General features: G+C 61.3%; 15 protein-coding genes. 1 reads left to right on the top strand and 14 read right to left on the bottom strand.

Translation table 11 applies throughout. The features are described from left to right. Nucleotides 1-32: 32 nt before the first annotated feature. From fusA to ACTQ48_RS00615, 9 genes are all read right to left on the bottom strand, one after another. Entirely contained in the window at nt 33-2,132 is a 2,100-nt protein-coding gene (fusA, locus tag ACTQ48_RS00655) for an elongation factor G (RefSeq protein ID WP_154514697.1), read from the bottom strand. A 19-nt stretch (nt 2,133-2,151) separates the two neighbouring features. Further along, entirely contained in the window at nt 2,152-2,625 is a 474-nt protein-coding gene (gene rpsG, locus ACTQ48_RS00650) for a 30S ribosomal protein S7 (protein ID WP_006235013.1), read from the bottom strand. A 73-nt stretch (nt 2,626-2,698) separates the two neighbouring features. Then, entirely contained in the window at nt 2,699-3,076 is a 378-nt protein-coding gene (gene rpsL, locus ACTQ48_RS00645; protein WP_154514699.1) for a 30S ribosomal protein S12, read from the bottom strand. 439 nt (nt 3,077-3,515) lie between these two features. Next, nucleotides 3,516-7,991 carry a DNA-directed RNA polymerase subunit beta' gene (locus ACTQ48_RS00640; protein ID WP_370450532.1) on the bottom strand — a complete coding sequence of 1,492 codons (4,476 nt, stop codon included), beginning with the start codon at nt 7,989-7,991 and terminating at the stop codon, nt 3,516-3,518. Between the two features lie 6 nt (nt 7,992-7,997). Continuing rightward, nucleotides 7,998-11,426, bottom strand: coding sequence for a DNA-directed RNA polymerase subunit beta (rpoB, locus tag ACTQ48_RS00635; RefSeq protein ID WP_229770619.1), 3,429 nt, complete (start codon nt 11,424-11,426; stop codon nt 7,998-8,000). Between the two features lie 559 nt (nt 11,427-11,985). Further along, complete coding sequence (locus tag ACTQ48_RS00630; protein ID WP_368136490.1) at nt 11,986-12,894, bottom strand: UTP--glucose-1-phosphate uridylyltransferase; 909 nt, start codon at nt 12,892-12,894, stop codon at nt 11,986-11,988. 311 nt (nt 12,895-13,205) lie between these two features. After that, nucleotides 13,206-13,583, bottom strand: a complete 378-nt coding sequence (rplL, locus tag ACTQ48_RS00625; protein ID WP_154514707.1) for a 50S ribosomal protein L7/L12 — start codon at nt 13,581-13,583, stop codon at nt 13,206-13,208. Nucleotides 13,584-13,685: 102 nt separating this feature from the next. Beyond that, nucleotides 13,686-14,207, bottom strand: a complete 522-nt coding sequence (gene rplJ / locus ACTQ48_RS00620) for a 50S ribosomal protein L10 (RefSeq protein WP_117646079.1) — start codon at nt 14,205-14,207, stop codon at nt 13,686-13,688. A 508-nt stretch (nt 14,208-14,715) separates the two neighbouring features. Further along, nucleotides 14,716-15,852 (bottom strand): pyridoxal phosphate-dependent aminotransferase, encoded by a 1,137-nt coding sequence (locus ACTQ48_RS00615; protein WP_441569871.1) that lies wholly within the window; start codon nt 15,850-15,852, stop codon nt 14,716-14,718. A gap of 93 nt (nt 15,853-15,945) precedes the next feature. Between ACTQ48_RS00615 and ACTQ48_RS00610 the strand changes: the two genes are divergently transcribed. Then, nucleotides 15,946-16,605 (top strand): hypothetical protein, encoded by a 660-nt coding sequence (locus ACTQ48_RS00610; protein ID WP_441537905.1) that lies wholly within the window; start codon nt 15,946-15,948, stop codon nt 16,603-16,605. Nucleotide 16,606: 1 nt separating this feature from the next. Here ACTQ48_RS00610 and ACTQ48_RS00605 read toward each other — a convergent pair whose 3' ends face one another. From ACTQ48_RS00605 to ACTQ48_RS00585, 5 genes are all read right to left on the bottom strand, one after another. After that, on the bottom strand, nt 16,607-17,170 hold the full coding sequence (locus tag ACTQ48_RS00605) for a uracil-DNA glycosylase family protein (protein ID WP_427718419.1): 564 nt from the start codon (nt 17,168-17,170) through the stop codon (nt 16,607-16,609). Nucleotides 17,171-17,173: 3 nt separating this feature from the next. Next, the gene (locus tag ACTQ48_RS00600; protein WP_441569870.1) at nt 17,174-18,550 is read right to left on the bottom strand and encodes an alpha-amylase family glycosyl hydrolase; all 1,377 of its coding nucleotides are present in this window, start codon (nt 18,548-18,550) and stop codon (nt 17,174-17,176) included. Nucleotides 18,551-18,703: 153 nt separating this feature from the next. Next, nucleotides 18,704-19,900, bottom strand: a complete 1,197-nt coding sequence (locus ACTQ48_RS00595; RefSeq protein ID WP_441057208.1) for an MFS transporter — start codon at nt 19,898-19,900, stop codon at nt 18,704-18,706. Between the two features lie 123 nt (nt 19,901-20,023). Further along, nucleotides 20,024-22,435, bottom strand: coding sequence for a ferrous iron transport protein B (gene feoB / locus ACTQ48_RS00590; protein WP_441569869.1), 2,412 nt, complete (start codon nt 22,433-22,435; stop codon nt 20,024-20,026). 477 nt (nt 22,436-22,912) lie between these two features. Next, nucleotides 22,913-23,812, bottom strand: coding sequence for an alpha/beta hydrolase (locus ACTQ48_RS00585; RefSeq protein WP_427793558.1), 900 nt, complete (start codon nt 23,810-23,812; stop codon nt 22,913-22,915). Nucleotides 23,813-23,953 lie beyond the last annotated feature (141 nt).

Genomic DNA, 23,953 nt, shown 5'->3' with positions numbered 1-23,953 from the left:
TTCTCGCGGATTACGTAACAGGGAGCTCGAACTTAGGCGTTCTTGCTCATGACCTCGTCCACGATGGACTTGGGCGCAGGCTCATAAGAGTCGAACTGCATCGTGTAGGATGCACGGCCCTGGGTCTGGGAGCGAAGGTCGGTAGCGTAACCGAACATCTCGCCCAGCGGCACCTTGGCACGGATGAGCTTGGTGTTCTTGCGATCCTCCATGCCCTCGATCTTGCCGCGGCGACCGGAGAGGTTGCCCATAACGTCGCCCATGTACTGCTCGGGGGTCTCGACCTCGACAGCCATGATCGGCTCGAGCAGCTGCGGATCGGACTTCTTGAGGGCGTCCTTGATAGCCATGGAACCGGCGATCTTGAAGGCGGCCTCGGAGGAGTCGACCTCGTGGTAAGAACCGTCGAACAGGGTGACCTTAACGTCGAGGACCGGGAAGCCGGCGATAACACCGGTGTTCAGGGCCTCCTGGATGCCCTTGTCGATGGACGGGATGTACTCCTTGGGCACGACGCCGCCGACGATAGCGTTGACGAACTCGTAGCCGAAGCCCTCCTCCATCTTCTCGAGCTTGATGACGGCGTGGCCGTACTGACCGCGACCGCCGGACTGACGGACGAACTTGCCCTCAGCCCTCTCGACGTCGTGACCAGCGGTCTCGCGGTAGGCAACCTGGGGCTTACCGACGTTAGCGTCAACCTTGAACTCACGGAGCAGACGGTCAACGATGATCTCGAGGTGCAGCTCGCCCATGCCGGCGATGATGGTCTGGCCGGTCTCGTGGTTGGTGGACACCGTGAAGGTCGGGTCCTCCTCGGCGAGCTTGGTCAGAGCCAGGGACATCTTGTCCTGCTCGGCCTTGGTCTTGGGCTCGATGGCAACGTCGATAACGGGCTTAGCGAACTCGATCTTCTCGAGGACGATCTCCTTGCCCTCGGCGCACAGGGTGTCACCGGTGGTGGAGTTCTTGAAGCCGACGCAGGCGACGATGTCACCGGCGCAAGCGTCGTCACGGTCGATACGCTCGGCGGCGTTCATCTCGAGGATGCGGCCGAGGCGCTCGCGCTGACCGTTGGAGGCGTTGACCACGTAGGAGCCGGACTCGGCGCGACCGGAATAAACGCGGACGTAGGTGAGCTTACCGACGAACGGGTCGGTCATGATCTTGAAGACCAGGCCGGAGAAGGGCTCGTCGAAGGAGGGATGACGCACGATCTCCTCGCCGGTTTCCGGATCGGTACCGGTGACGGCCTCAACGTCGAGGGGGCTGGGCAGGTAGTCGACGACAGCGTCGAGCAGCTCCTGAACGCCCTTGTTCTTGTAGGCGGAGCCCACAAAGACGAGGTTGAGCTCGTTGGCCAGAACGCCCTTGCGCAGAGCAGCCTTGAGCTCCTCGACGGTGAAGTCCTCCTCCATGAGGATCTTCTCCATGAGCTCGTCGTCAAAGCTGGCAGCGGCGTCGAGGAGCTCCTCGCGCTTGGTGGCAGCGATGTCGGCGAACTCAGCCGGGATCTCATCCATCGGCTCGGGGTAGGTCATGCCCTTCTCGTCGGCCTTGAAGTCCCATGCAGTCATGGTGACCAGGTCGATGACGCCCCAGAAGTTGTCCTCGGCGCCCATCGGGACCTGAGCGGCCACGGCGTTGGCGTCGAGACGATCCTTCATGGTCTCGATAGCGTTGAAGAAGTCAGCGCCCACGCGGTCATACTTGTTGATGAAGGCGATGCGGGGAACGTTGAAGGTAGAAGCCTGACGCCAAACGGTCTCAGACTGGGGCTGGACGCCGGCAACGGCGTCGAAGACGGCGACAGCGCCATCGAGGACGCGCAGGCAGCGCTCGACCTCGGCGGTGAAGTCAACGTGGCCCGGGGTGTCGATGATCTGGATGCGGTAGTCCTTACCGTCCTTGTTCCAGAAGCACGTGGTAGCAGCGGAGGTAATGGTTACGCCGCGCTCCTGCTCCTGAACCATCCAGTCCATGGTGGCAGCGCCCTCATGGACCTCACCGATCTTGTGGGTCTTACCGGTGTAGTAAAGAATACGCTCGGTCGTGGTGGTCTTACCGGCATCGATGTGGGCCATGATGCCGATGTTACGGGTATCGGAAAGCTTGTGCTTAGCCTTAGCCATATTAGTTCCTTACCTTAACTTACCAACGATAGTGAGAGAACGCGCGGTTGGCCTCGGCCATCTTGAAGACGTCCTCACGCTTCTTGACGGAAGCGCCCAGGCCGTTGGAAGCGTCAAGAATCTCGTTTGCGAGACGCTCAGCCATGGTCTTCTCCTTGCGAGCGCGGGAGAAGTTGACGATCCAGCGGATGCCCAGAGCGGTGGAACGACGGGAGTTGACCTCCATCGGGACCTGATAGGTAGCGCCACCGACACGCTTGGGCTTAACCTCGAGCGTGGGCTTGACGTTGTCCATAGCCTTCTTGAAGGTAGCGAGAGCGTCGCCACCCTCGGACTTCTCGGCAACGATCTCGAAAGCGGTGTAAACGATGCGCTCAGCGGTGGCCTTCTTGCCGTCAAGAAGGACCTTGTTGATGAGCTGAGTCACCAGGCGGTTGTTGTAAACGGCGTCAGGCTGAACCTCACGACGATTAGCTGCTGCACGACGCGGCATGTGAAATCTCCTTAAGTGTCTACCGTGCGGCGCTTAGGCGGCACACGGCGAAAGTATCAAAACGTTATCTGGCTTATTTGGCCTTGGGGCGCTTAGCACCGTACTTGGAACGGGCCTGCATACGGTTCTGGACCGGAGCAGCATCGTAGGCGCCACGGATGACGTGATAACGGACACCAGGGAGGTCACGAACACGACCGCCGCGGACGAGCACGATGGAGTGCTCCTGCAGGTTGTGGCCCTCACCCGGAATGTAAGCAGTAACTTCGATGCCGTTGACGAGGCGAACACGGGCAACCTTACGAAGAGCCGAGTTCGGCTTTTTGGGGCTCGTGGTGAAGACGCGGGTGCACACGCCGCGCTTCTGGGAGTTGTGCTGTAGAGCAGCGTTCTTGGACTTCTTGGGCGCGGAACGACGGCCCTGGCGAACCAGCTGGTTAATAGTAGGCAAAGCGTACTCCTTCTCGAATGATTCCAGCTTTCTGTAAAGTGCAACGGCTTGAATCGAGGGGTCAGCATCCCCCTACGAAACACGCAGTTCGATAGGATACGTGCCGTTAGCTGTGTCGTCAACAGACCACGCTGCCGGGCGTATCCTAAAATAGCCACATTTCCGCAAAGCCTACACAAAAGGAATCCCCTCCTGTGCGCGAGGGCGGATTTCCGGGACGGGCGGCCCTGGGGTTAAGTTTGCTGCTCTACAGTCCTGGCTCGCACGGAGGCCACATTAAGTGGCCTCCGGCTCGTGCGGAACTCGCGACAAACTTAACCCCGGGGGCCGCCCGTCCCGGGAATCCTACGTGCTCGTCAGGGCAACGTTCCTCAACAAAAAAGACCCGCTCCCCTGTTGGGAAGCGGGTCTTTGGAAGGGCGGTTAACGTACTGGGAAATTACTCCCCGTCGTTGTCCTTGGCCTCTTCGGCATCGTCGGTGTCCACGAGCTGGTTGAGCAGCTCGTCGAGGGAAGCCATGTCCTCGTTGATGGCACCGTTGGCGGAAGCCTTCTTGTCGTCGATCGGGGCGCCCAGGAGCTCCTCGTCGGCATCGGCGTGATGCGTCGGAGCGGAGGTGCCCAGCAGGATGTCGTCCGGACCGTCGGGGCTAAAGACCATCTGCAGCAGCTGCGAAAGGTCTTCCTCGTCGGCAACGTCGTCGTTGTTCTCGAGGATGTAGAGCAGGTCGTGGGCCTCGAGGCCGTCACGGAGCTCCTCGATCGCCTTGGCACCGATGCCATCGATGCGCAGCAGATCCTCCTCGGACTTGCCAACCAGGTCGCCGACCGTCTCGATGCCGACCTCGCTGAACTTGTTGGTCCAGCGCTGCGACACGCCAAGGTCGTCGAACAGGTACAGGCGAGCCTTCTCGGCGGAGATGGTGTGGCCGTTGCGGGTGAACGAACCGTCGGCACCGCCAAACTCGTCGTAGCCGGCCCAGTCGAGCTGCTGTGGGAGCCGCTCGTCCAGGTCCTTGAGCTCCACGGGAGCCCACTCGGGCAGCGACTTGGCGTTGGGCGAAGCCGGACCATCGATGTCCACGTAGCCGTCGGCCGTGCGATACGTCAGCTTGGCGTTAGCGTACGGCTTGAGGCCGGTACCAGCCGGGATCTTCTTACCGACGATGACGTTGGACTTAAGGTCGAGCAGGTGGTCGACCTTGCCCTCAATAGCAGCCTCGGTAAGGACGCCGGCGGTACGGATGAACGAAGCGCTCGACAGCCAGGAGTCGATGTTGGACGCAACCTTGAGCGTACCCAAGATGACGGGCTCAGCCACGGGAGCCTGACCGCCCAGACGGGCAACGCGCTCGACCTCGTCGGCGAACTCGTAGCGGTCGACGTACTGACCAAGCAGGTACTTGGAGTCGCCGGGGTTGGTAATCTGAACGCGACGCAGCATCTGACGTGCGAGCACCTCGATGTGCTTGTCGTTCAGGTCGACGCCCTGGCTGGTGTAGACGTCCTTGACGCTCTCGACGAAGGTGTGCATCGTCGACTCGATGTCGGTCAGCTTGCGCAGGTTGCGGAAGTTGACGAAGCCCTTGGTGATCTGGTCGCCGGCGCGAACCTCGCAGCCGTCCTCGATCTCGGGCATAAAGCGCACCGAAGCGGGGACGCGACGCTCGTCGAGGACACGGGTGTGATCCTCGGAGTCGGTGAGCGTCAGCACGTACTCGGACTTCTCGGGCTTAATCGAGAGGTGGCCGGAGTACGGAGCCAGCTCGGCCTCGCGACCCAGGATCTTCTCGTTGACGTTGCCGACGATATCGAACATACGGCTGACCGTAGGCAGACCCTGCGTAATATCGTCGACGCCAGCGACGCCGCCGGAGTGAATGGTACGCATCGTAAGCTGCGTACCGGGCTCGCCGATGGACTGGGCGGCAATAATGCCGACTGCGGTACCGATGGCGACCGGACGACGGGTGGAAAGATCCCAGCCGTAGCACTTCTGGCACACGCCGTACTTGGAGCGGCAGGTGAGCAGCGCGCGAAGCTTAACCTTCTTAAGGCCCGCATCGACCATCTTCTGGATGTCGGCGACCTTCTCGATATAGCCGTCCTGCTCAAAGAGCACGGTGCCATCGGGAGCCACGACGTCCTCAATGAAGCAACGGCCGACAAGATCGGTGTTGAGGTCGGTGGTGCCGGGGATGATGAGGTTGTAGGTGACGCCCTCGTGCGTACCGCAGTCCTCCTCGCGGACGATGACGTCCTGGGCCACGTCGACCAGACGACGGGTCAGGTAGCCGGAGTCCGAGGTGTGGGATGCGGTATCGACCAGGCCCTTACGGGCGCCGTAGGTCGAAATGAAGTACTCGAGCGGCAGCAGGCCCTCGCGGAAGTTCGCCTTAATGGGAAGGTCGATCGTCTCGCCGGACATATCTGCCATCAGGCCACGCATGCCGCCGAGCTGACGCAGCTGGGTCTTAGAACCACGGGCGCCGGAGTCGGCCATCATGTACAGCGGGTTCTCCTCGTCGAACATGTCGAGCATGAGCGCTGCGACCTTATCGGTACAAGCGGTCCACTCGTTAACGACTTCGATGTGGCGCTCCGTCTCGTTGATGAAGCCCTCCTCGAAGTACTCGTTGATCTGGTCGACGTTGGCCTGGGCGCGGTCGAGCAGCTCCTGCTTCTCGGCAGGGATGAGAGCGTCCCACACCGAGATGGTGAGGCCGGCGCGGGTAGCGTAGTGGAAGCCGGAGTACTTGATAGAGTCGAGGATCGGGCCGACCTTGGCCTCGGGGTAACGATCGCAGCAGTCGGCAACCAGCTTAGCCACATCGCCCTTGACCATCTTGTAGTTCATGAACTCGTAGTCTTCGGGCAGGCACTGGCGGTTGAAGATGATGCGGCCGATAGACGTCTCGAAGCGTGCGGTCTTGTTACCGGTGACATCGTAGTCGACGAACTCGTTCTTGCCGTTCTTGACGCGGAAGATACGGGTGCCGTCCTCGTTGATGACGTTGGCGTTCTCGGCGGACACACGGACCTGAATCTTGGCCTGCATGTCGACCTCGGAGCGGCAGTCATAGGCGTGCAGCGCGTCGTCGAAGCTCGAGAACACGTGGTTCTCGCCCGGCAGACCGTCGCGGACCTGGGTCAGGTAGTACACACCAATGATCATGTCCTGCGAGGGGATGTTGACCGGCTTGCCGGATGCCGGCGAGCGCAGGTTGTTCGCAGAGAGCATGAGCACGCGGGCCTCGGCCTGAGCCTGGCTGGACAGCGGCACGTGGACAGACATCTGGTCGCCGTCGAAGTCGGCGTTGAAGGGCGCGCAGACCAGCGGGTGCAGGTGGATAGCCTTGCCCTCGACCAGCACCGGCTCAAAGGCCTGGATGGACAGACGGTGCAGGGTCGGTGCACGGTTGAGCAGCACGACACGACCGTCGATGACCTCTTCGAGGATGTCCCACACAAAGGTGGCACCGCGGTCGATAGCGCGCTTGGCGCCCTTGATGTTCTCGACCTTGCCAAGCTCGACCAGGCGCTTCATGACGAAGGGCTTGAAGAGCTCCAGCGCCATGGTCTTGGGCAGACCGCACTGGTGCAGCAGCAGCTTGGGGTCGGTAACGATTACCGAACGGCCAGAGTAGTCGACACGCTTGCCCAGCAGGTTCTGGCGGAAACGACCCTGCTTGCCCTTGAGGGCCTCGGCGAGCGACTTGAGCGGGCGACCACCACGGCCAGAGACCGGGCGCCCACGGCGGCCGTTGTCGAACAGGGCGTCCACGGACTCCTGGAGCATGCGCTTCTCGTTGTTCACGATGATCGCAGGGGCGTCCAGGTCGAGCAGGCGCTTGAGTCGGTTGTTACGGTTGATCACGCGACGATACAGGTCGTTGAGGTCGGACGCGGCAAAGCGGCCGCCGTCGAGCTGGACCATCGGGCGCAGATCGGGCGGAATGACCGGGATGACATCCAGAATCATGTTCGCGGGGCTGTTGCCGCCCTTCAGGAAGGCGTCAACGACCTCGAGGCGCTTGACGGCCTTCTCGCGCTTCTGCTTCTGAGAGTCCTCGTCGGCGATGATGGCCTTGAGCTTCTCGGCCTCGGAGGGGAGGTCGATGGCAGCGAGCAGGTCGCGGACGGCCTCGGCACCCATGCCACCCTTGAAGTACATGGAGTAGTAACGGGTCATCTCGCGGAACAGCGGCTCATCGGAGATGAGGTCGCGCTCGGTGAGCTTCATGAAGGCGTTGAAGGCGTCCGTACGGAGCTGCTTCTCGTCCTTGCACTCTTCCTCGATGTCGACGATGCCGGAGGCGATCTCCTCGGGGGTCAGCGGCTCCTCGTCGGAGAACTCGTCAAAGTTCTCGGGGTTGCCCTGCTCCTTGAGGGACTCGATCTGGCGGGCGCACTCGGCATCGATCTCTTCCAGATCGGCGGCGAGCTCCTCGCGCAGGTCGTCAGCGTCGGCCTCGCGAGCCTCGTAGTCGACCTCGGTGATGATGTAGCTGGCAAAGTACAGAACCTTCTCGAGGTCCTTGGACTTGATGTCGAGCATACGGCTCATCGGGAAGCTCGTGGGGCTCTTGAAGTACCAGATGTGGGACACGGGAGCGGCGAGCTCGATATGGCCCATGCGGTCGCGACGCACCTTGGCCGAGGTGACCTCGACGCCGCAGCGCTCGCAGACGATGCCCTTAAAGCGGATGCCCTTGTACTTGCCGCAGGAGCACTCCCAGTCCTTGGCGGGACCGAAGATCTTCTCGCAGAACAGGCCGTCCTTCTCGGGCTTGAGGGTACGGTAATTGATGGTCTCCGGCTTCTTGACCTCACCGTGCGACCAGGAACGGATCTGGTCGGCGGAGGCAAGGGAGATCTTTACCGAGTCAAATTCAGTAGCTTCGAAATCTGCCACAGTCAACTACTCCTTATCAGTGGTCGTGGCGGCGACAGCCTCGGGTGCCTCGGCGGTCTCGGCATCCTGGGCCTCGACGTCGGCGTCAACGCCGGCGAGCGCAGCCAGGTCATCGAGGGCAGAGGTCTCCTCGGCGGTCACGGGGGCGGAGGCGTCCTCGTCGGCATCGCGCATGGGCTCGATGTCCAGTGCGAGGGAACGGATCTCCTTGACGAGAACCTTGAAGGACTCGGGGATACCCGGAACCGGGACGTTCTCGCCCTTGACGATGGACTCGTAGGTCTTGACGCGGCCCACGGTATCGTCGGACTTGACGGTCAGGATCTCCTGCAGGACGTTGGAAGCACCGTATGCGTACAGTGCCCAAACTTCCATCTCGCCGAAGCGCTGGCCGCCGAACTGGGCCTTGCCGCCCAGCGGCTGCTGGGTAACCAAGCTGTAAGGGCCAGTCGAACGGGCGTGGATCTTGTCGTCGACCATGTGACCGAGCTTGAGGATGTAGGACGTACCCACGGTAATGGGCTCGCGGAACTCCTCGCCGGTACGGCCGTCAAACAGGCGGGTCTTTCCGCGCTCGTCAAGCTGGGTGACAAACTCGGGGCGCATGTGATCGCCAAAGGCAGCGGTGGCCTTGTTGAGCATATTCTTGTTGGCACGACGGATGACCTCGGCGATCTCGTCCTCCTTGGCGCCGTCGAAGACGGGCGTCGCGGTAAAGAACGGACCGGGGACGTACTTGTCGGAATCGGCATCCTCGGTATCCCAACCGCAGGCAGCAGCCCAGCCAAGGTGGCACTCGAGCAGCTGGCCGACGTTCATACGCGAAGGAACGCCCAGCGGGTTGAGGATAACGTCGATCGGGGTACCGTCAGCCATGTAGGGCATGTCCTCGACCGGCAGAACGTTACAGATAACACCCTTGTTGCCGTGGCGGCCGGCAATCTTATCGCCCTGCTGGATCTTACGGCGCTGGGCGACGTAGACGCGCACCTGCTCGTTGACGCCAGGGGCCAGGTCGTCGCCGTTCTCGCGGCTAAAGCGGACGACGTCGATGACGCGGCCGTAAGCGCCGTGAGGCATCTTAAGGGAAGTGTCGCGAACGTCATGAGCCTTGGCACCGAAGATGGCGCGCAGCAGGCGCTCCTCGGCAGTCAGAGCGCTCTCGCCCTTAGGGGTAACCTTGCCGACCAGGATGTCGCCAGGGCCGACCTCAGCGCCGATGCGGATGATGCCGTCCTCGTCGAGGTTGGCAAGCATGTCCTCGGAGAGGTTCGGGATCTCGCGAGTGATCTCCTCGGGGCCGAGCTTGGTATCGCGGGCGTCGATCTCGTGACGGGTGATGTTGATGGTCGTCAGCAGGTCCTCGGCCACCAGGCGCTCGGACACGACGATACCGTCCTCGTAGTTGAAGCCTTCCCACGGCATGTAGGCCACGGTGAGGTTCTGGCCCAGTGCGAGCTCGCCGTGATCGGTCGAAGGACCGTCGGCCAGAGGCTCACCCTGCTCAACGGTGTCGCCGACGCGCACGAGCGGGCGGTGGTTGATGCAGGTGGACTGGTTGGAGCGCTGGTACTTGGCCAGGTGATACTCGTCCATGCCGCCGGCATGCTTGACGATAATCTTGGAGGCGTCGGCAAAGATGACCTCGCCGGCGTTCTTGGCCAGGGTGACCTCGCCAGAGTCCAGGGCGGCGCGACGCTCCATGCCGGTACCGACATAGGGAGCGGCGGGGTGAACCAGCGGCACGGCCTGACGCTGCATGTTGGCGCCCATGAGCGTACGCTTAGCGTCGTCGTGCTCGAGGAACGGGATCAGCGTGGCTGCGACGGAGAGCATCTGGCGCGGCGAGACGTCCATGTAGTCGACGTCCTCGACAGGCACGTCGGCGGGAGCGCCGAAGGAGCCGTCGAAGTCGCGGGTACGGGCGATCACGGAATGCGGACGGACGATCTTGCCCTCGGCATCGGTCGTGATGAACTCGTTGGTCTTGGGATCGAGCGGCGTGTTGGCCGGCGCGATAACGTGCTTCTCTTCCTCGTCAGCGGTCATCCAGTCGATCTGGTCGGTGGCAACGCCGTTCTCGACGCGGCGGAACGGGGCCTCGATGAAGCCATACTCGTTGACGCGGGCGTAGAGGGCAAGCGAGCCGATCAGGCCGATGTTGGGGCCTTCGGGGGTCTCGATCGGGCACATGCGGCTGTAGTGCGAGTTGTGAACGTCGCGGACGGCCGTCGGCACGTTGGTGCGGCGGCTGGAGCCCGACTTGTGGCCGGCAAGACCGCCAGGGCCGAGTGCGGACAGACGGCGCTTGTGGGTCAGACCGGTCAGAGGGTTCGCCTGGTCCATGAACTGCGAGAGCTGCGAGGAACCGAAGAACTCCTTGATGGAGGCCACGATCGGGCGGATGTTGATGAGCGACTGCGGGGTAATCTCGTCGATGTCCTGGGAGCTCATGCGCTCACGGACGACGCGCTCCATACGGCTCATGCCGATACGGAACTGGTTGGCGACAAGCTCGCCGACGGTGCGGATACGGCGGTTGCCAAAGTGGTCGATGTCGTCAACCTTGAAGCCCTGCTCGCCGGCAGCGAGGGACAGGAGGTAGCGCAGCGTCGCGACGATGTCCTCGTCGGTGAGCACCGTGACCTCTTCCTCGGTAGTGAGGTTGAGCTTCTTGTTGACCTTGTAGCGACCGACGCGGGCCAGGTCGTAGCGCTGCGGGTTGAAGAGCAGGCCCTCGAGCAGGCTGCGGGAAGCGTCCACGGTGGGAGGCTCGCCCGGGCGCAGACGACGGTAGATCTCGATAAGAGCATCCTCGCGGGTGAGGGCGGTATCGCGCTCGAGGGTGCGCTTGATCACATCGGAATTGCCGAGCAGCTCGATGATGTCGTCGTTGGTGACGGCGATGCCAAGGGCGCGCAGGAACATCGTGGCGCTCTGCTTGCGCTTACGGTCGATGGAGACCATGAGCTGGTCGCGCTTGTCAACCTCAAACTCAAGCCAGGCACCGCGGGACGGGATGATCTGAGCCTTGTAGATCTGCTTGCCCGAATCCATCTCGGAGCTGAAGTACACGCCCGGGGAACGGACGAGCTGCGAGACAACGATACGCTCGGTACCGTTGATGATGAAGGTGCCCTGATCGGTCATCATGGGGAAGTCGCCCATAAAGACGAGCTGCTCCTTGATCTCGCCGGTCTCCTTGTTAGTGAGACGGACGTCGGTCAGAAGCGGAGCCTGATAGGTCATATCCTTCTCGCGGCACTCCTCGACGGTGTGCGCGGGGTCGCCAAACTGATGCTCGCCGAAGGTAACCTCGAGAACATGGTTCTGGCTCTGGATGGGGCTGGATTCCTTAAACGCCTCACGAAGGCCCTCGTCCTTAAAACGCTCAAAGGATTCCCTTTGAACAGAGATAAGGTTGGGGAGCTCCATGGCCTCCGGGATTTTCCCGAAGCTGACGCGCTTGCGCTCAGTGGCAGTGTATGCGTAGGTCACCAGGTTTTTCCTCCTTCACGGAAATGCTCGGTGGGTTGGCGAGGCATAGCTTCGCCAGTTATCGCAACCTAATAGTTTATCAGGTACCGACCGTTGGGCAAGAAAAGCCTTGACGCGATTGAGTTTTTGGAGTAGCAAAGTTTTTTGACAGAAAATGCGGAGGTAGATGTGCTTATATCGAACATATGTTCATATATTTTCTGTGAACAGAGTTGCTGATGCACGTCGCTGAATGGCGGAATGGCGGCGAAGGCTGATCGGGCGGAAACTGCGTCCCGTTTTGAGGCCTCAAACTAGGTCGTAGTTTCCGATTGAGCCCTGTTTGGGAAACTGTATCCCGTCCTGAGCCGATATTCTGGGATGCGCTTTCCGCTAGGGTCCTCAGCCGGAAAGCGCATCCCAGAATTCGACCAAATTGTGGGTCGCACTTTCCGGAGCTAAGCGGCAGTTCGCAAAAAAACGGGTGCAGACCGAAGTCCGCACCCGTAAGCGCTGTTTACTTGCGCATCAAGCCGCCGCGCTCGTCGATGGCATCCCAGAAGGCATCGGCAAAGCGAGGATCGCTTGCGGCCATAAGGGCGTTGGTGGCCATCCAGCCAGAAGGCGTGCCGGTGTCGTAGCCCGACAGAGGATCGATGACGACGGCGTACATGGCCTCGCGGTCGAGCGAACGGGCCATGGCGTCGGTCAGCTGGATCTCGCCGCCCTTGCCGGCCTGCTGGTCGGCAAGCAGCTCCATGACCAGCGGGCTCAGCAGATAGCGTCCGACGATGTAAAGGTTAGAAGGCGCAGCCTCGGGAGCAGGCTTCTCCACCAAGCCGCCGATACGCCACACGGCGCCAGGCTCGGCATCGCCAACGCCCTCAGCGCCCTCGAGGGAGCCCACGCGCTCGCCGGCGATAACGCCATAGCGGCTGACCTCCTCGGGAGCACACGCGGCAACAGCGATAACCGAAGCGCCGCCATGCTCCTTGGAGACGGCAAGCATCTTGTCGCAAATGTCATGGTTGGGCACAACATAGTCGCCCAGAAGAACCAGGAAGTTCTCCCCCGCCACAGCATCGGCCGCCGAGCGAATGGCATGGCCGAGGCCCTTGGGCTCGTACTGATAACGGAAATCGACCGGCATACCGCCAGCGTGGGCGACGGCATCGGCATAGGCGTTCTTGCCGCGCTCGCGCAGCAGGTTCTCGAGCGAACGGTCGGGCTGGAAGTAGCTCAGCAGCTCGGGCTTACCGGGAGAGGTAACGATGATGGCGTCGTCGACCTCCTCGGGGTCGAGTGCCTCCTCAACGACGTACTGGATAACCGGCTTGTCGAGCACCGGCAGCATCTCTTTGGGCGTGCACTTAGTGCCAGGCAGAAAACGCGTGCCAAGGCCGGCGGCGGGGATGATTGCCTTCATATTATTCAAGGATCCTTTCGCAGGCGCAAAGCGCCCCAAGCGTGCGGCACGGCGGCCGCAGACCAAATTGCGATACCGAAGTATCTTACCGCCGGAGACATACGTCCCCGTAAGGCAAACGCAATTCTTCAGCAGGTCAACGCAAATTATTGCTCGAATGGTGCAATTTTATGCCCCAGCGGTAACGGGATTGGCACGGCGAAGACGGCGGTGTTCTGCGTGCCGAGCAATGGGAATGAGGGGCCAAAACAAAAAAGACGGGGCTCGCAATGCGAACCCCGTCTGCAAAGAAATCTGGCGAGAAAGCCTGATTACTTGAGGGTGACAGCAGCGCCAGCAGCCTCGAGCTTCTCCTTGGCAGCCTCGGCGTCCTCCTTCTTGGCGCCCTCGAGAACAGCCTTGGGAGCGCTCTCGACGACCTCCTTGGCCTCCTTCAGGCCAAGGTTGGTGAGCTCACGGACGGCCTTGATGACCTGGATCTTGTTGTCGCCGAAGCCCTCGAGCACGACGTCAAACTCGGTCTTCTCCTCGGCCTCAGCAGCGCCAGCAGCGGGAGCGGCGACAACAGCGGCAGGAGCAGCGGCGGAAACGCCGAAGGTGTCCTCGATAGCCTTAACGAGCTCGGAAGCCTCGAGAAGGGTCATTTCCTTAAGAGCATCGATGATCTCATCGGTGGTAAGCTTAGCCATTTCTAAGTCCTTTCGGTTTCCGTGTCTGTGCACGGAGATCAGTTAAAACACGGCGCGAATGCGCCAGGGGTGCGGCGTTGCCGCCGCGGGTGAAAACAGCGACTAGGCTGCCTTCTGCTCGGAGACCTGCTGGATCGAACGAGCGAGACCAGAGGAAACGCCGTTGACGCAGACAGCGATGTCGCGAGCGAAACCGGAGATGAGACCGGCGATCTGGCCGAGAAGCTGGTCCTTGGTGGGCAGCTCGGCGATAGCCTTAACATCATCAGCGGAAACGGCCTTGCCGTCGGAGATACCGCCCTTGATCTCAAGGACGCCCTTGGACTTAGCGGAGAAGTCCTTAAGGGTCTTAGCGGCCTCGACCGGCTCGGTCTCGTAGAACACATAAGCGACGGGGCCGGCGAGGATCTCGTCGAGCTCGGGCTGCTCCTGGTTCTTGAGAGCGATCTTGACCAGGTTGTTCTTGTAGACCTTCATCTCGGCGCCGCACTCGCGAAGCTGATGACGCAGCTCCTGAGCCTGCTTAACCGTCAGACCGTTGTAGTTGACGACGAACAGACCGGCATTCTCGGCGATACGGGACTCGATCTCTGCAACCTTGTCGATTTTGTACTGCTGGGGCATGAATTACACCTCCTCGAATTCTTTCCGGGCACGGTCCGCCACAAGGACGTGACGGGGGCATGTCCAAAAAAGAAAGCCCCCGCGCTGCATGAGCGACGGGGGCGAGAAGACATATCTACTCGACCACCTCGGCTGGCGGGATATCCCATTAAGCTCGCGGGCAATGCCCGTTTGCACCGGCTGTCTCTGGCAGCGGATTCGTGCGTGAACCGAAAGTATTATGGCGGGGACCCCGGCTTCGGTCAACGGCAACCCTGGCTGCACACAATTCCACCATCTCGGTCGCGCCGCCAAAGGCCAGGCGCAAGCTTTTCGCTCGGTCAGGTCCTGGGCTCGCACGAAGAGCACATTTAGTGCTCTTCGGCTCGTGCGGAATCTACGAAAAGCTTGCGCCTGGCCTTTGGCGGCGCGACCTGTGTTGACTTTGGGGCAGCCAGGGTTGCCGTTGGCCGACGCGCCCCACTCACAATCCTTATGTCGGTGGGCTGATGTGTTGCATCCCTGAGGACTACAAAGTCGAAATGAAGGTGGACAGGCGGCGGAGGCCTTCGTCCAGATCTTGGTCGGAGACGCAGTAGCTTAAGCGGACGTGGCCTTCGGTTCCGAAGCAATCTCCGGGGACTAGGGCTACGTTGGTTTCTTTGATGGCTTTGATGCAGAAGTCTTCGCTTGTTAGGCCGAATTGTTTGATGCTGGGGAAAGCGTAGAAGGCGCCGGCTGGTTCCACTACGTCGAGGCCCATGGTATCTAAGGCTGCGAGCACGCGTTCGCGGCGGGCTCGGTAGACTTTGAGCATAGGGGTTGGGTCGACGGTCAGGGCTCGGGCCGCGGCGTCCATCTCAAAGGAGACGGCGCTCGATACTAAGTATTGGTGGGCCTTTGCGATCTCGGCGATGACGGGGGCTGCAGCTGCGAGCCAGCCCAAGCGCCAGCCGGTCATAGCCCATGGCTTGGAGAAGCTCTCGATGACCACCGTCTGCTCGCGTAGCTCCGGGTGGCGCTGGGCAAAGCGCTCATAGCCATCCACATAGACCAGGCGGTTATATACGTCGTCGCAGATTACGTAGATGCCCGCTTGCTCTGCCACGTGTGCCACGGCGTCGAGCGATGCCGCGTCGAGGATACAGCCCGTGGGATTGTTGGGCGTGCAGATGACGATGGCCTTAGTCGCCGGCGTCACGCAGGCGCGAAGCGCGTCCTCGTCAATCTGAAATTGCGCGGGCTCCGTATCCAAAAAGACCGCTTTGGCGTGGTTGGCCACGACGATGCTCTCGTACAGACCAAAGGCCGGCGTGGGGATAATAACCTCGTCGCCGGGGTTGAGCATGGCCATAAATGTTGCCGACAGGGCCTCGGTCGCGCCGTCGGTCAGGATGACCTCGTCGGCCGAAAACGTAAGGCCCGCGTCTCCCATGTAGGTAGACAGCGCCTCGCGCAGGGCGGGGCGACCGTTGTTGGGCGGATAGTGCGTGTCGCCGCGGCCCAGCGCGGCGGTCACCTCGGCGCTAATCACATCGGGCGTGGGAAAATCGGGCTCGCCAAGCGCGAGCGCGATGCACCCCGGATGCTGGGCGGCGAGTGCGTTGATCCGGCGGATACCGGAGGGCTTAAGCGTGGCAAGCGAGGTGTTCATGGGTAGACGCATGGCGTTCCTTTCGTAAGGGTTGCACTAGGATAGCGCGCCCGCGCGCCACCAGACGGTGTAACCTAAACGGAAACCAACCGGAAAGGAGGCGGCATGGAGACAACTGCACGCGGCGATGTACCAAAAACGCTGCAAACCATTGCATATATCAGTATTCCCGAGAGCGCCGATCTTGAGTTTTTGCTTTGGGACCTGCAGGATGCCATCGCCGCCTATGCTCAGCTTTCCGACACCGCGCTCCCCCGTTCGGTCGACTTGGAGGCGGATGATGCCGGTGTAGTCGATGGCATGGTGTTCGCTGTTGATGATGCATTTGATGATGAGGCGATGATCGCTGTCGAGCAGATACTCGATCGCTTCGGGGATACAGAGACACGCGTCTATGTCGTCGTCCAGGCCCTGTCAAAAAACAACAAGCAGGCGGACGAAGTCCTCGACCACCTGTACCGGGCATGTATTCTACGCGACCTGCCATGGTGCGGTGGCGTTGTCATCTGTGCCGGCAGCGGTATTGCGGCGCTTCGCCACTCCCCGCGTATGGGCCTCTTACGCCGTCCATTTTCCGAAGCGATGGATAAGCTTGTAGGCGCTGTGCGCATGGGCTGTTCCATTGAACATGCGCAGCTGCTTGGCGGCGGCGATGCCGATAGTGTCGATGTCGACGGCATGGTGCGCGTCAAGCCCGCCGTGCCCGCACCAATCTGGCATGCCATCATCAAACGCCTCGGCGCCCATGCTCAATCAAGGATCTAGATTACCGTGCGGTCCAGTCAACTGCCTCGCGCCAGCGCTCGACAAGCCGCTCCAGGCGCCAGGCCGCGTTAGCGGGACTAGTTGACGGCAACACGACAGCGGACAGACCCGTCCGCTCCTGTAGATAGCGCTTATAGAGGCGCCCCGCCGTACCTCCGTTGCATACCACCCGCTCGATGGGCGCAGCTCCAGTGATGCGTTCGATATATGCCGGCACAACGTTTTTGATGCTCGCGTCGCTCGACCCCTTAATGTCGCAGCTCTCGACCACATCCCACAGGGCCACACCACCGTTCAACAGCATGGATCGCTTGGCGGCAATAGAGGCGTCGAGCGTCGCGGGCTCGCCGCCCACCAAAGGGTCGCCCTCGTTGGGTGGTACAGGCACACCAAGGCACGCGGCCATCACGCGCCAAAAGCGATTCTGAGGGTTGCCGTAATAAAAGGCATTGGCGCGCGAAAGCACCGAGGGAAACGACCCGAGCACCAAAACGCGCGAGTGCTGGTCAAACACGGGCTCAAACCCATGCTCAATATGTTGATAGCCCTCGTCTGACGCCGCCATGACCTAGGCCCTCAACAGATAGCGCACCTCGTAGGGCGCAAGTTCAAGCGCACCCGTCAGCTCGACCGTGGGTGCATCGTCGGCAAGTAGGTCGACGAAGGAACCGTTGAGTTCGCCGGCTCCAAAGGTATAAGGCTCGTTCACGGCATTGACCGCCACGAGCACCGTCGCGTCGTCGCAGGCGCGCTCGAACAGCAGCTGTTTGTTCTGAATCACCACGTTGCGGTACGCGCCGTAGCTGAGAGCGCGTGCCGCCGCGTCGTCGGCCGAGCGCAGGTGCGCAAGCTGTGTGATGAAGGCCGTCAGCTCGTTGGGCGCAGGCTCATCGAGCGCAGGGCGCAGCGCCCAGTCGCCATCGGGGCCGCCCTTTTCGCCAGCAATTCCCCACTCGCTGCCATAGTAGATGCACGGGATGCCCGGCATTCCAAAGAGCATGCCATAGGCGGGACGCAGGCACGACTTGTCGGTGAGGATGCTCGCCAGGCGCGGCACGTCGTGGTTGTCGACAAACGACAGCAGGTGCTTGCCGCGGTAGATGCACCACGGGTCGCCGCCAAACTGACGGTGCAGCGAGTGGGCGATCTCGAACATGTTGATCGAGTTAAAGCTGGAGTACAGTCCCTTGTAACACTCGTAGTTGGTGCAGGAGTCGAGCATCTCGTCGTTGACGATCTGGTTGTAGTCGCCGTGGAGCGTCTCGCCGATCAGCACAAAATCGGGCTTGAGCTCACGGGCAAAGGCGTGCAGGCGGCGCATAAAGTCGCGGTCGAGCATATAGGCGACGTCCAGGCGCAGACCGTCGACGCCAAAGACATCGGCCCAACGGCGCACGGACTCGAGCAGGTAATCGACCACGGCGGGGTTTTGCAGGTTGAGCTTCACGAGCTCAAAATGGCCTTCCCAGCCCTCGTACCAAAAGCCGTCGCCGTAGCACGAGTCGCCGTCAAAGCTGATGTGGAACCAGTCCTTGTAGGGCGAGTCCCACTTGCGCTCCTGCACATCGCGGAAGGCCCAAAAGCCACGGCCCACATGGTTGAAGACGGCGTCGAGCACCACGCGGATGCCGTGGGCATGCAGCGTCTCGCACACGGCGGCAAAGTCGGCATCCCCACCCAGGCGACGGTCGATGTGGCGCAGGCTGCGCGTGTCGTAGCCATGGCTATCGGACTCGAGCGGTGGGTTGATGAGCACAGCGCCAATACCGAGTTTTTGCAGGTAGTCGGCCCATTGGGCGATTTTCATGATGGGGGCATCGGGGTTGGGCGCGTCGCTGACAGCCTGGGCAAGCTCATCCTCGGCAACGGGCGCGGCGTTTTCGTGCGGAGCTCCACAAAAGCCCAGCGGATAGATTTGATAGAACGTCGTCTCGTATGCCCACATAGCAGCCTCCCGGTAAGCTCAACACAACGACATCCATTGTATGCCCGGCTTGCATCCTCTTCCCCAAAATAAGTTGCGGTGAAATAGTTCCCGCTTGGACCTTCAGGGGCCTTAAACAGGAACTATTCCACCGCAACTGATGAGGAAACGTGATTAGGCGACGGGCTTTGCGCGGCGTATGGCCGGGAACATCACCGTGATGGCGAGGATGACGCCCACGACGGCAATCGCCCCGCCCACGAAGCCGATCCAGGCGATACCGGGGCCCGAAACCACGGCGCCGCCGATCGCGGTGCCCGTGCCGATACCCAGATTAAACAGGCCCGAGAAGATCGACATGGCGACAGCCGACGAATCCGCGGGCGTGTACTTGATGAGCTCGGCCTGAAATGCCACGTTAAAGGCCGTGGCGCAGCAGCCCCACAGCACGCAGACGGCAAGCACTGCTGCGAGCGACGATGCGGCCGAACCCATGAGCAGCAGGGCCGCTGGCACGCCGGAGAGTGTGATAGCCAAAAACGGGAAGCGGTGCCCGTCGAACAGGCGGCCAAACAGCCAGCTGCCCACCAGACCGGAGCAGCCAAACGCCGTCAGCGTCATGGTAATGGCACCCGCGTCGACGTGCGCGACCTGCGCCAGGAAGGGCTCGATATAGCTGTAGCCTGTGTAATAGCCGGTCGCCATAAAAACCGTGACCGCGTAGAGCGCGATGAGGAACGGGTTCTTGAGCAGCTCGGGCAGCTGTTTAACCGCAAACCGCTCACCCGCCGGCATGGCCGGGAACACCGCTGCCTGGTACACCACCGCGGCGGCAGAAAAGGCCCCGACCACGGCAAACGTCATGCGCCAGCCCACGGCCAGGCCGATGGCGCGGCCGATCGGCAGGCCAAAGATCTGTGCGATGGACGAGCCCGTGGCGATCATGCTGATGGCGAGCGCCCCGTGACGGGTGTCGACCAGGCGCGAGGCCATAATCGAGGCGACCGACCAGAACACGGCATGTGCGCAAGCGACCACCAGGCGTGCGCAGACCAAAATAGGATAGGTGGGCGCCACGGCGGACAGGAACTGACCCAGAGAGAACACGGCGAGCACGCCGAGCAGCATACGCTTGAACTCAAAGCGCGAGGCAAACACCATAAGCGGCAGCGACAGCAGCATGACGCCCCAGGCGTAGACCGAAATCATGATGCCTGCCTGGGCCTCGGTGAGCGAGAACGATACGGCAATATCAGTCAGAAGGCCGATGGGCATGAACTCCGATGTGTTGAACACGAACGCGCAGCAGGCAAGCCCGATAAGCGGGAGCCACTGCTTGAGCGAGATGCCATCTTGTCTTGCCTGAGTCATGTAGGAAACCTCTCCGATTGTCTTGGGCGGTGGGCGATTATATAGCAACGGCCCCGCATCCGTCAGTACAGATGCGGGGCCACAATCAACTCAATACACAGAGGTTGCGCCGTCAATAAATAGCTAAGCCAACCCCAGCAATATGCCCGCCGAATGCACGACAAACGCCACAATCCAGGCGACCATCACCTGAAACGCGAACACGGCAACGGCATAGCGCGCGCCCAACTCGCTCTTGACGGCACCGATTGCCGCCACGCAGGGCGGGTACAGCAGCGTAAAGACCAAGAACACGTAGGCGGTAAACGGCGAAAACATGGTCGACAGCGCCGCGGGTGACGTTGCATCCAAAAGCACGGTGAGGGTCGAGATGACGCTCTCCTTGGCGATAAGTCCGGTGACGAGCGCCGTGGATGCACGCCAGTCGCCAAAGCCAAGCGGCGCCAACGCCGGCGCGATGATGCTACCCAGACCGGCAAGTAGACTCTGCGACTGATCGGCGACCACATTAAAGCGGATGTCAAACGTCTGGAGGAACCAGATGACCACGGTGGCGGCAAAGATGATGGTAAAGGCCTTGGTAATAAAGTCCTTGGCCTTATCCCACGCCAGCATCACCGTCGTCTTGATGCTCGGCAGGCGGTAATTGGGTAGCTCCATGATAAACGGCACCGGGTCGCCCTTAAATGCCGTGCGGTTGAGCACCAAAGCCGCGATGCAACCGACCGCAATGCCAATCAGATAGAGCGAGACCATGGCTGGGACCGTCGCCTGAGGGAAGAATGCTCCGCACAGCAAGCCGTAAACCGGCAACTTGGCCGAGCAGCTCATGAACGGCGTGAGCATGACCGTCATCTTGCGATCATGCTCGGATGGGAGTGTACGGGTCGACATGATAGCCGGCACGGTGCAGCCAAAACCGACGAGCATGGGCACAAAGCTGCGGCCCGACAGGCCAAAGCGACGCAGCACCTTATCCATGACAAAGGCCACGCGCGCCATGTAGCCGGAGTCTTCCAGAATGGAGAGGAACAAGAAGAGCACGACGATAATCGGCAGGAAGGTCAGCACGCTGCCCACGCCCGTAAGCACGCCATCGACAGCCAGCGAGCGCACCACGTCGTTGGTTCCGAACGCCTTGAGACCCGCATCGGCCGAGGCGATGATGACAGCGATGCCGTCCTCCATAAGTCCCTGCAACGCCGCGCCGATCACGCCAAACGTCAGCCAAAAGACGAGGCCCATGATCACCAGAAACGCCGGGATGGCCGTGTAGCGACCCGTCAGGATGCGGTCGATCTTAACGGAGCGCACGTGCTCGCGGCTCTCGTGCGGCTTCACCACGCAGCGCCCGCACACGTCGCCGATAAAGCTAAAGCGCATATCGGCCAGCGCGGACAGGCGGTCGGTGCCAGCCTCGCCCTCCATCTGGGTAATGATGTGCTCGATAGCGTCAAGTTCGTTGCGATCCAGGTGAAGTGCCTCGGTCACCAGCTCGTCGCCCTCAACCAGCTTGGTCGCCGCAAAACGCACCGGAATGCGGGCCGTCACGGCATGGTCCTCGATCAGGTTGGCAATGCCGTGGATGCAGCGATGCAGCGCACCGCCGTCCGGGCCATCGGGCGCGCAGAAGTCCAGGCGACCCGGGCGCTCTCGGAACCGCGCCACATGCAGAGCGTGATCCACCAGCTCGCCGATACCCTCGTTGCGGGCAGCGCTAATGGGGACAACAGGCACGCCCAACAGGCTCTCGAGCAGGTTGACGTCCACGGCGCCGCCGTTGGCCGTCACCTCGTCCATCATGTTGAGCGCGATGACCATGGGGCAGTCGAGCTCCATAAGCTGCAGCGTCAGGTAGAGGTTGCGCTCGATATTGGTGGCATCGATGATGTCGATGATGGCGTCGGGATGCTCGTCAAGGATGAATTGACGGCTGACAATCTCCTCGCCCGTGTACGGCGACAACGAATAAATACCGGGCAGGTCGGTAACGCTCGTCTCGGGGTGGTTACGGACAGTACCGTCCTTGCGGTCGACCGTCACGCCGGGAAAGTTGCCAACATGTTGGTTGGAACCCGTCAGCTGGTTGAACAGCGTGGTCTTGCCGCAATTTTGGTTGCCGGCGAGGGCAAAGTGCAGCGGCGCGCCCTCGGGCACGGCCGTTTTTGCCGCGCGGGGCGAATACGTCCCCTCACCGAGCGCCGGGTGCTCCGTCGTGCCGATTGCGGCGTTAACGCGCGGGCTCGTATCGGTGTCGTGAATACCCACGAGCTCAATGCGAGCAGCATCGTCTTTGCGCAGCGTCAACTCGTAGCCACGCAGGCGAATCTCGAGCGGGTCGCCCATGGGGGCGTACTTCATCATGGTGACTTCGGTGCCCGGCGTTAAGCCCATGTCCAAAATATGCTGTCGGAGTGCCTGGTCGTCCGATGCCACCGATGCGACAACGGCGTCCTTTCCAATCTCGAGTGTATCGAGCTTCACGTACGTGTTCCTCCCCCGACGCCCACAGGGCGTTGCATTTATGTTCACCATTGCTAACCGTTTGCCATGGCTAACCAATTTTAACCATGCATGATAGCGCGAACATGCAGCGACGTTCAATCAACAGATTGTTGCAATGGGGATTCCGGACCCCAGTTTTCCAGACGAGTCTGCTGCGGAAACTGCATCCCACTACTCAGGCGAATTCCGGTCCCCGATTTCCCGATGGGGCCTCTCGGGGAAACCGCATCCCACTCTGAAGCTTCAAAACGGGATGCGTTTTCCGGTTGAGGCATCTTGCGGAAAATGCATCCCGGAATCGTCGCTCAGACCGGGACGCATTTTCCCGATCGGCCCTCTGCGAGAAACTGTATCCCACCTTGAGGGGCAAAACTGGGACGCGGTTTCCGGCCCGGGCATCAAAACGAAGTTACGGTGGAATAGTTCCTGCTTGGGGCTTTAACCAGCAAAAACAGGAACTATTTCACCGCAAGTCATGAGGGACGGGAGGGACTGGCCCTCTTACTCTTACAGATGGCGCTCCAGGAAGCGGAAGGCTAGGCGAATCCAAGGGCGAACTGCCACCTGCTTGTCCTCGTTGTCGACCGCGGTATTGGCATTGCCGAGCGAAAGGCCGTGACCGCCTTGGTCAAAGACGTGCATCTCGCAAGCGACGCCCTCCTCGGCCATACGCTGAGCAAACGGATAGACCTGCGCGATCGGCGCCGTTTTGTCATCGGACACGCCCCACACAAAAGTCGGGGGCATCTGGCGCGAAACATGCGTGGTAGGGCAGATATCGGCCAGGTGCTCTTCGGTGGCCTCGCCGCCGGTCACCATCGACAGGTAATCGTTGAGCAAATCGCGCCCCGTCTTGCCACCTGTCTTGGGCACGCGCAAGTCGATGCGCGGATCGCGCGTCTGCATGTCGCGGACATAGGCAAAGTCGAGCAATGGATAGCCCAGCACCACGGCATCGGGACGAATGTCGTCCGGACGCGCCCCGGCAAGTGCCGCGAAGGGGCCGGTCTTCCATTGCGTTGCCAGCGAAGCGCAGATCATGCCACCCGCCGAGAATCCCACGACGCACACGCGCTTGGGATCGACATGCCACTCGTCGGCATTCGCACGAACCGTGGCGACCATCTTGGCAAGATCTGCCTGGGGGTGCGGAAAGCTCACGTCACCCGTGCCACTCGTGACATAGTTGAGAACAAAGGCCTGGTACCCGTGATCCAAAAAGGCAAACGCCACCGGATCTTGCTCGTGCGGAGCGATGTGCGTAAACGCGCCTCCGCCGCAGATGATCACTGCCGGGCGACGACCATTGGGCTTGCCGGGCAGCGGTTCGGCCCCCATATAGGTAAACGTCGCCGGATATTCCTCGGTCGGCTCCTCGCCCCACAGCGCATGGCTCTCGACGATCATATATGCTCCCTTCGCGCGATTCGCGCGCACGTTATGTATCGCCTTCAAGCGTACCCCACTTGGACGCACGGCATCGAAACGTATCCGCAATAAGTTCCCTTCAACTGATATATCACATAATCCCAGCTCAGGGCCGTCGTT

Origin of the sequence: Collinsella sp. Sow4_E3 (genome assembly GCF_052116285.1) — a bacterium.
GTDB lineage: Bacteria > Actinomycetota > Coriobacteriia > Coriobacteriales > Coriobacteriaceae > Collinsella.
This window is presented reverse-complemented; position numbering and strand designations above follow the sequence as displayed.

Bases quoted from the DNA above. Each gene is read 5' to 3' on its own strand.
- feoB (WP_441569869.1), bottom strand. From the start codon at position 22,435: ATGGTGAACATAAATGCAACGCCCTGTGGGCGTCGGGGGAGGAACACG.
- rplL (WP_154514707.1), bottom strand. From the start codon at position 13,583: ATGGCTAAGCTTACCACCGATGAGATCATCGATGCTCTTAAGGAAATG.
- ACTQ48_RS00585 (WP_427793558.1), bottom strand. From the start codon at position 23,812: ATGATCGTCGAGAGCCATGCGCTGTGGGGCGAGGAGCCGACCGAGGAA.
- fusA (WP_154514697.1), bottom strand. From the start codon at position 2,132: ATGGCTAAGGCTAAGCACAAGCTTTCCGATACCCGTAACATCGGCATC.
- ACTQ48_RS00610 (WP_441537905.1), top strand. From the start codon at position 15,946: ATGGAGACAACTGCACGCGGCGATGTACCAAAAACGCTGCAAACCATT.
- ACTQ48_RS00595 (WP_441057208.1), bottom strand. From the start codon at position 19,900: ATGACTCAGGCAAGACAAGATGGCATCTCGCTCAAGCAGTGGCTCCCG.
- ACTQ48_RS00600 (WP_441569870.1), bottom strand. From the start codon at position 18,550: ATGTGGGCATACGAGACGACGTTCTATCAAATCTATCCGCTGGGCTTT.
- rplJ (WP_117646079.1), bottom strand. From the start codon at position 14,207: ATGCCCCAGCAGTACAAAATCGACAAGGTTGCAGAGATCGAGTCCCGT.
- rpsG (WP_006235013.1), bottom strand. From the start codon at position 2,625: ATGCCGCGTCGTGCAGCAGCTAATCGTCGTGAGGTTCAGCCTGACGCC.
- ACTQ48_RS00615 (WP_441569871.1), bottom strand. From the start codon at position 15,852: ATGCGTCTACCCATGAACACCTCGCTTGCCACGCTTAAGCCCTCCGGT.
- rpoB (WP_229770619.1), bottom strand. From the start codon at position 11,426: ATGGAGCTCCCCAACCTTATCTCTGTTCAAAGGGAATCCTTTGAGCGT.
- ACTQ48_RS00605 (WP_427718419.1), bottom strand. From the start codon at position 17,170: ATGGCGGCGTCAGACGAGGGCTATCAACATATTGAGCATGGGTTTGAG.
- ACTQ48_RS00630 (WP_368136490.1), bottom strand. From the start codon at position 12,894: ATGAAGGCAATCATCCCCGCCGCCGGCCTTGGCACGCGTTTTCTGCCT.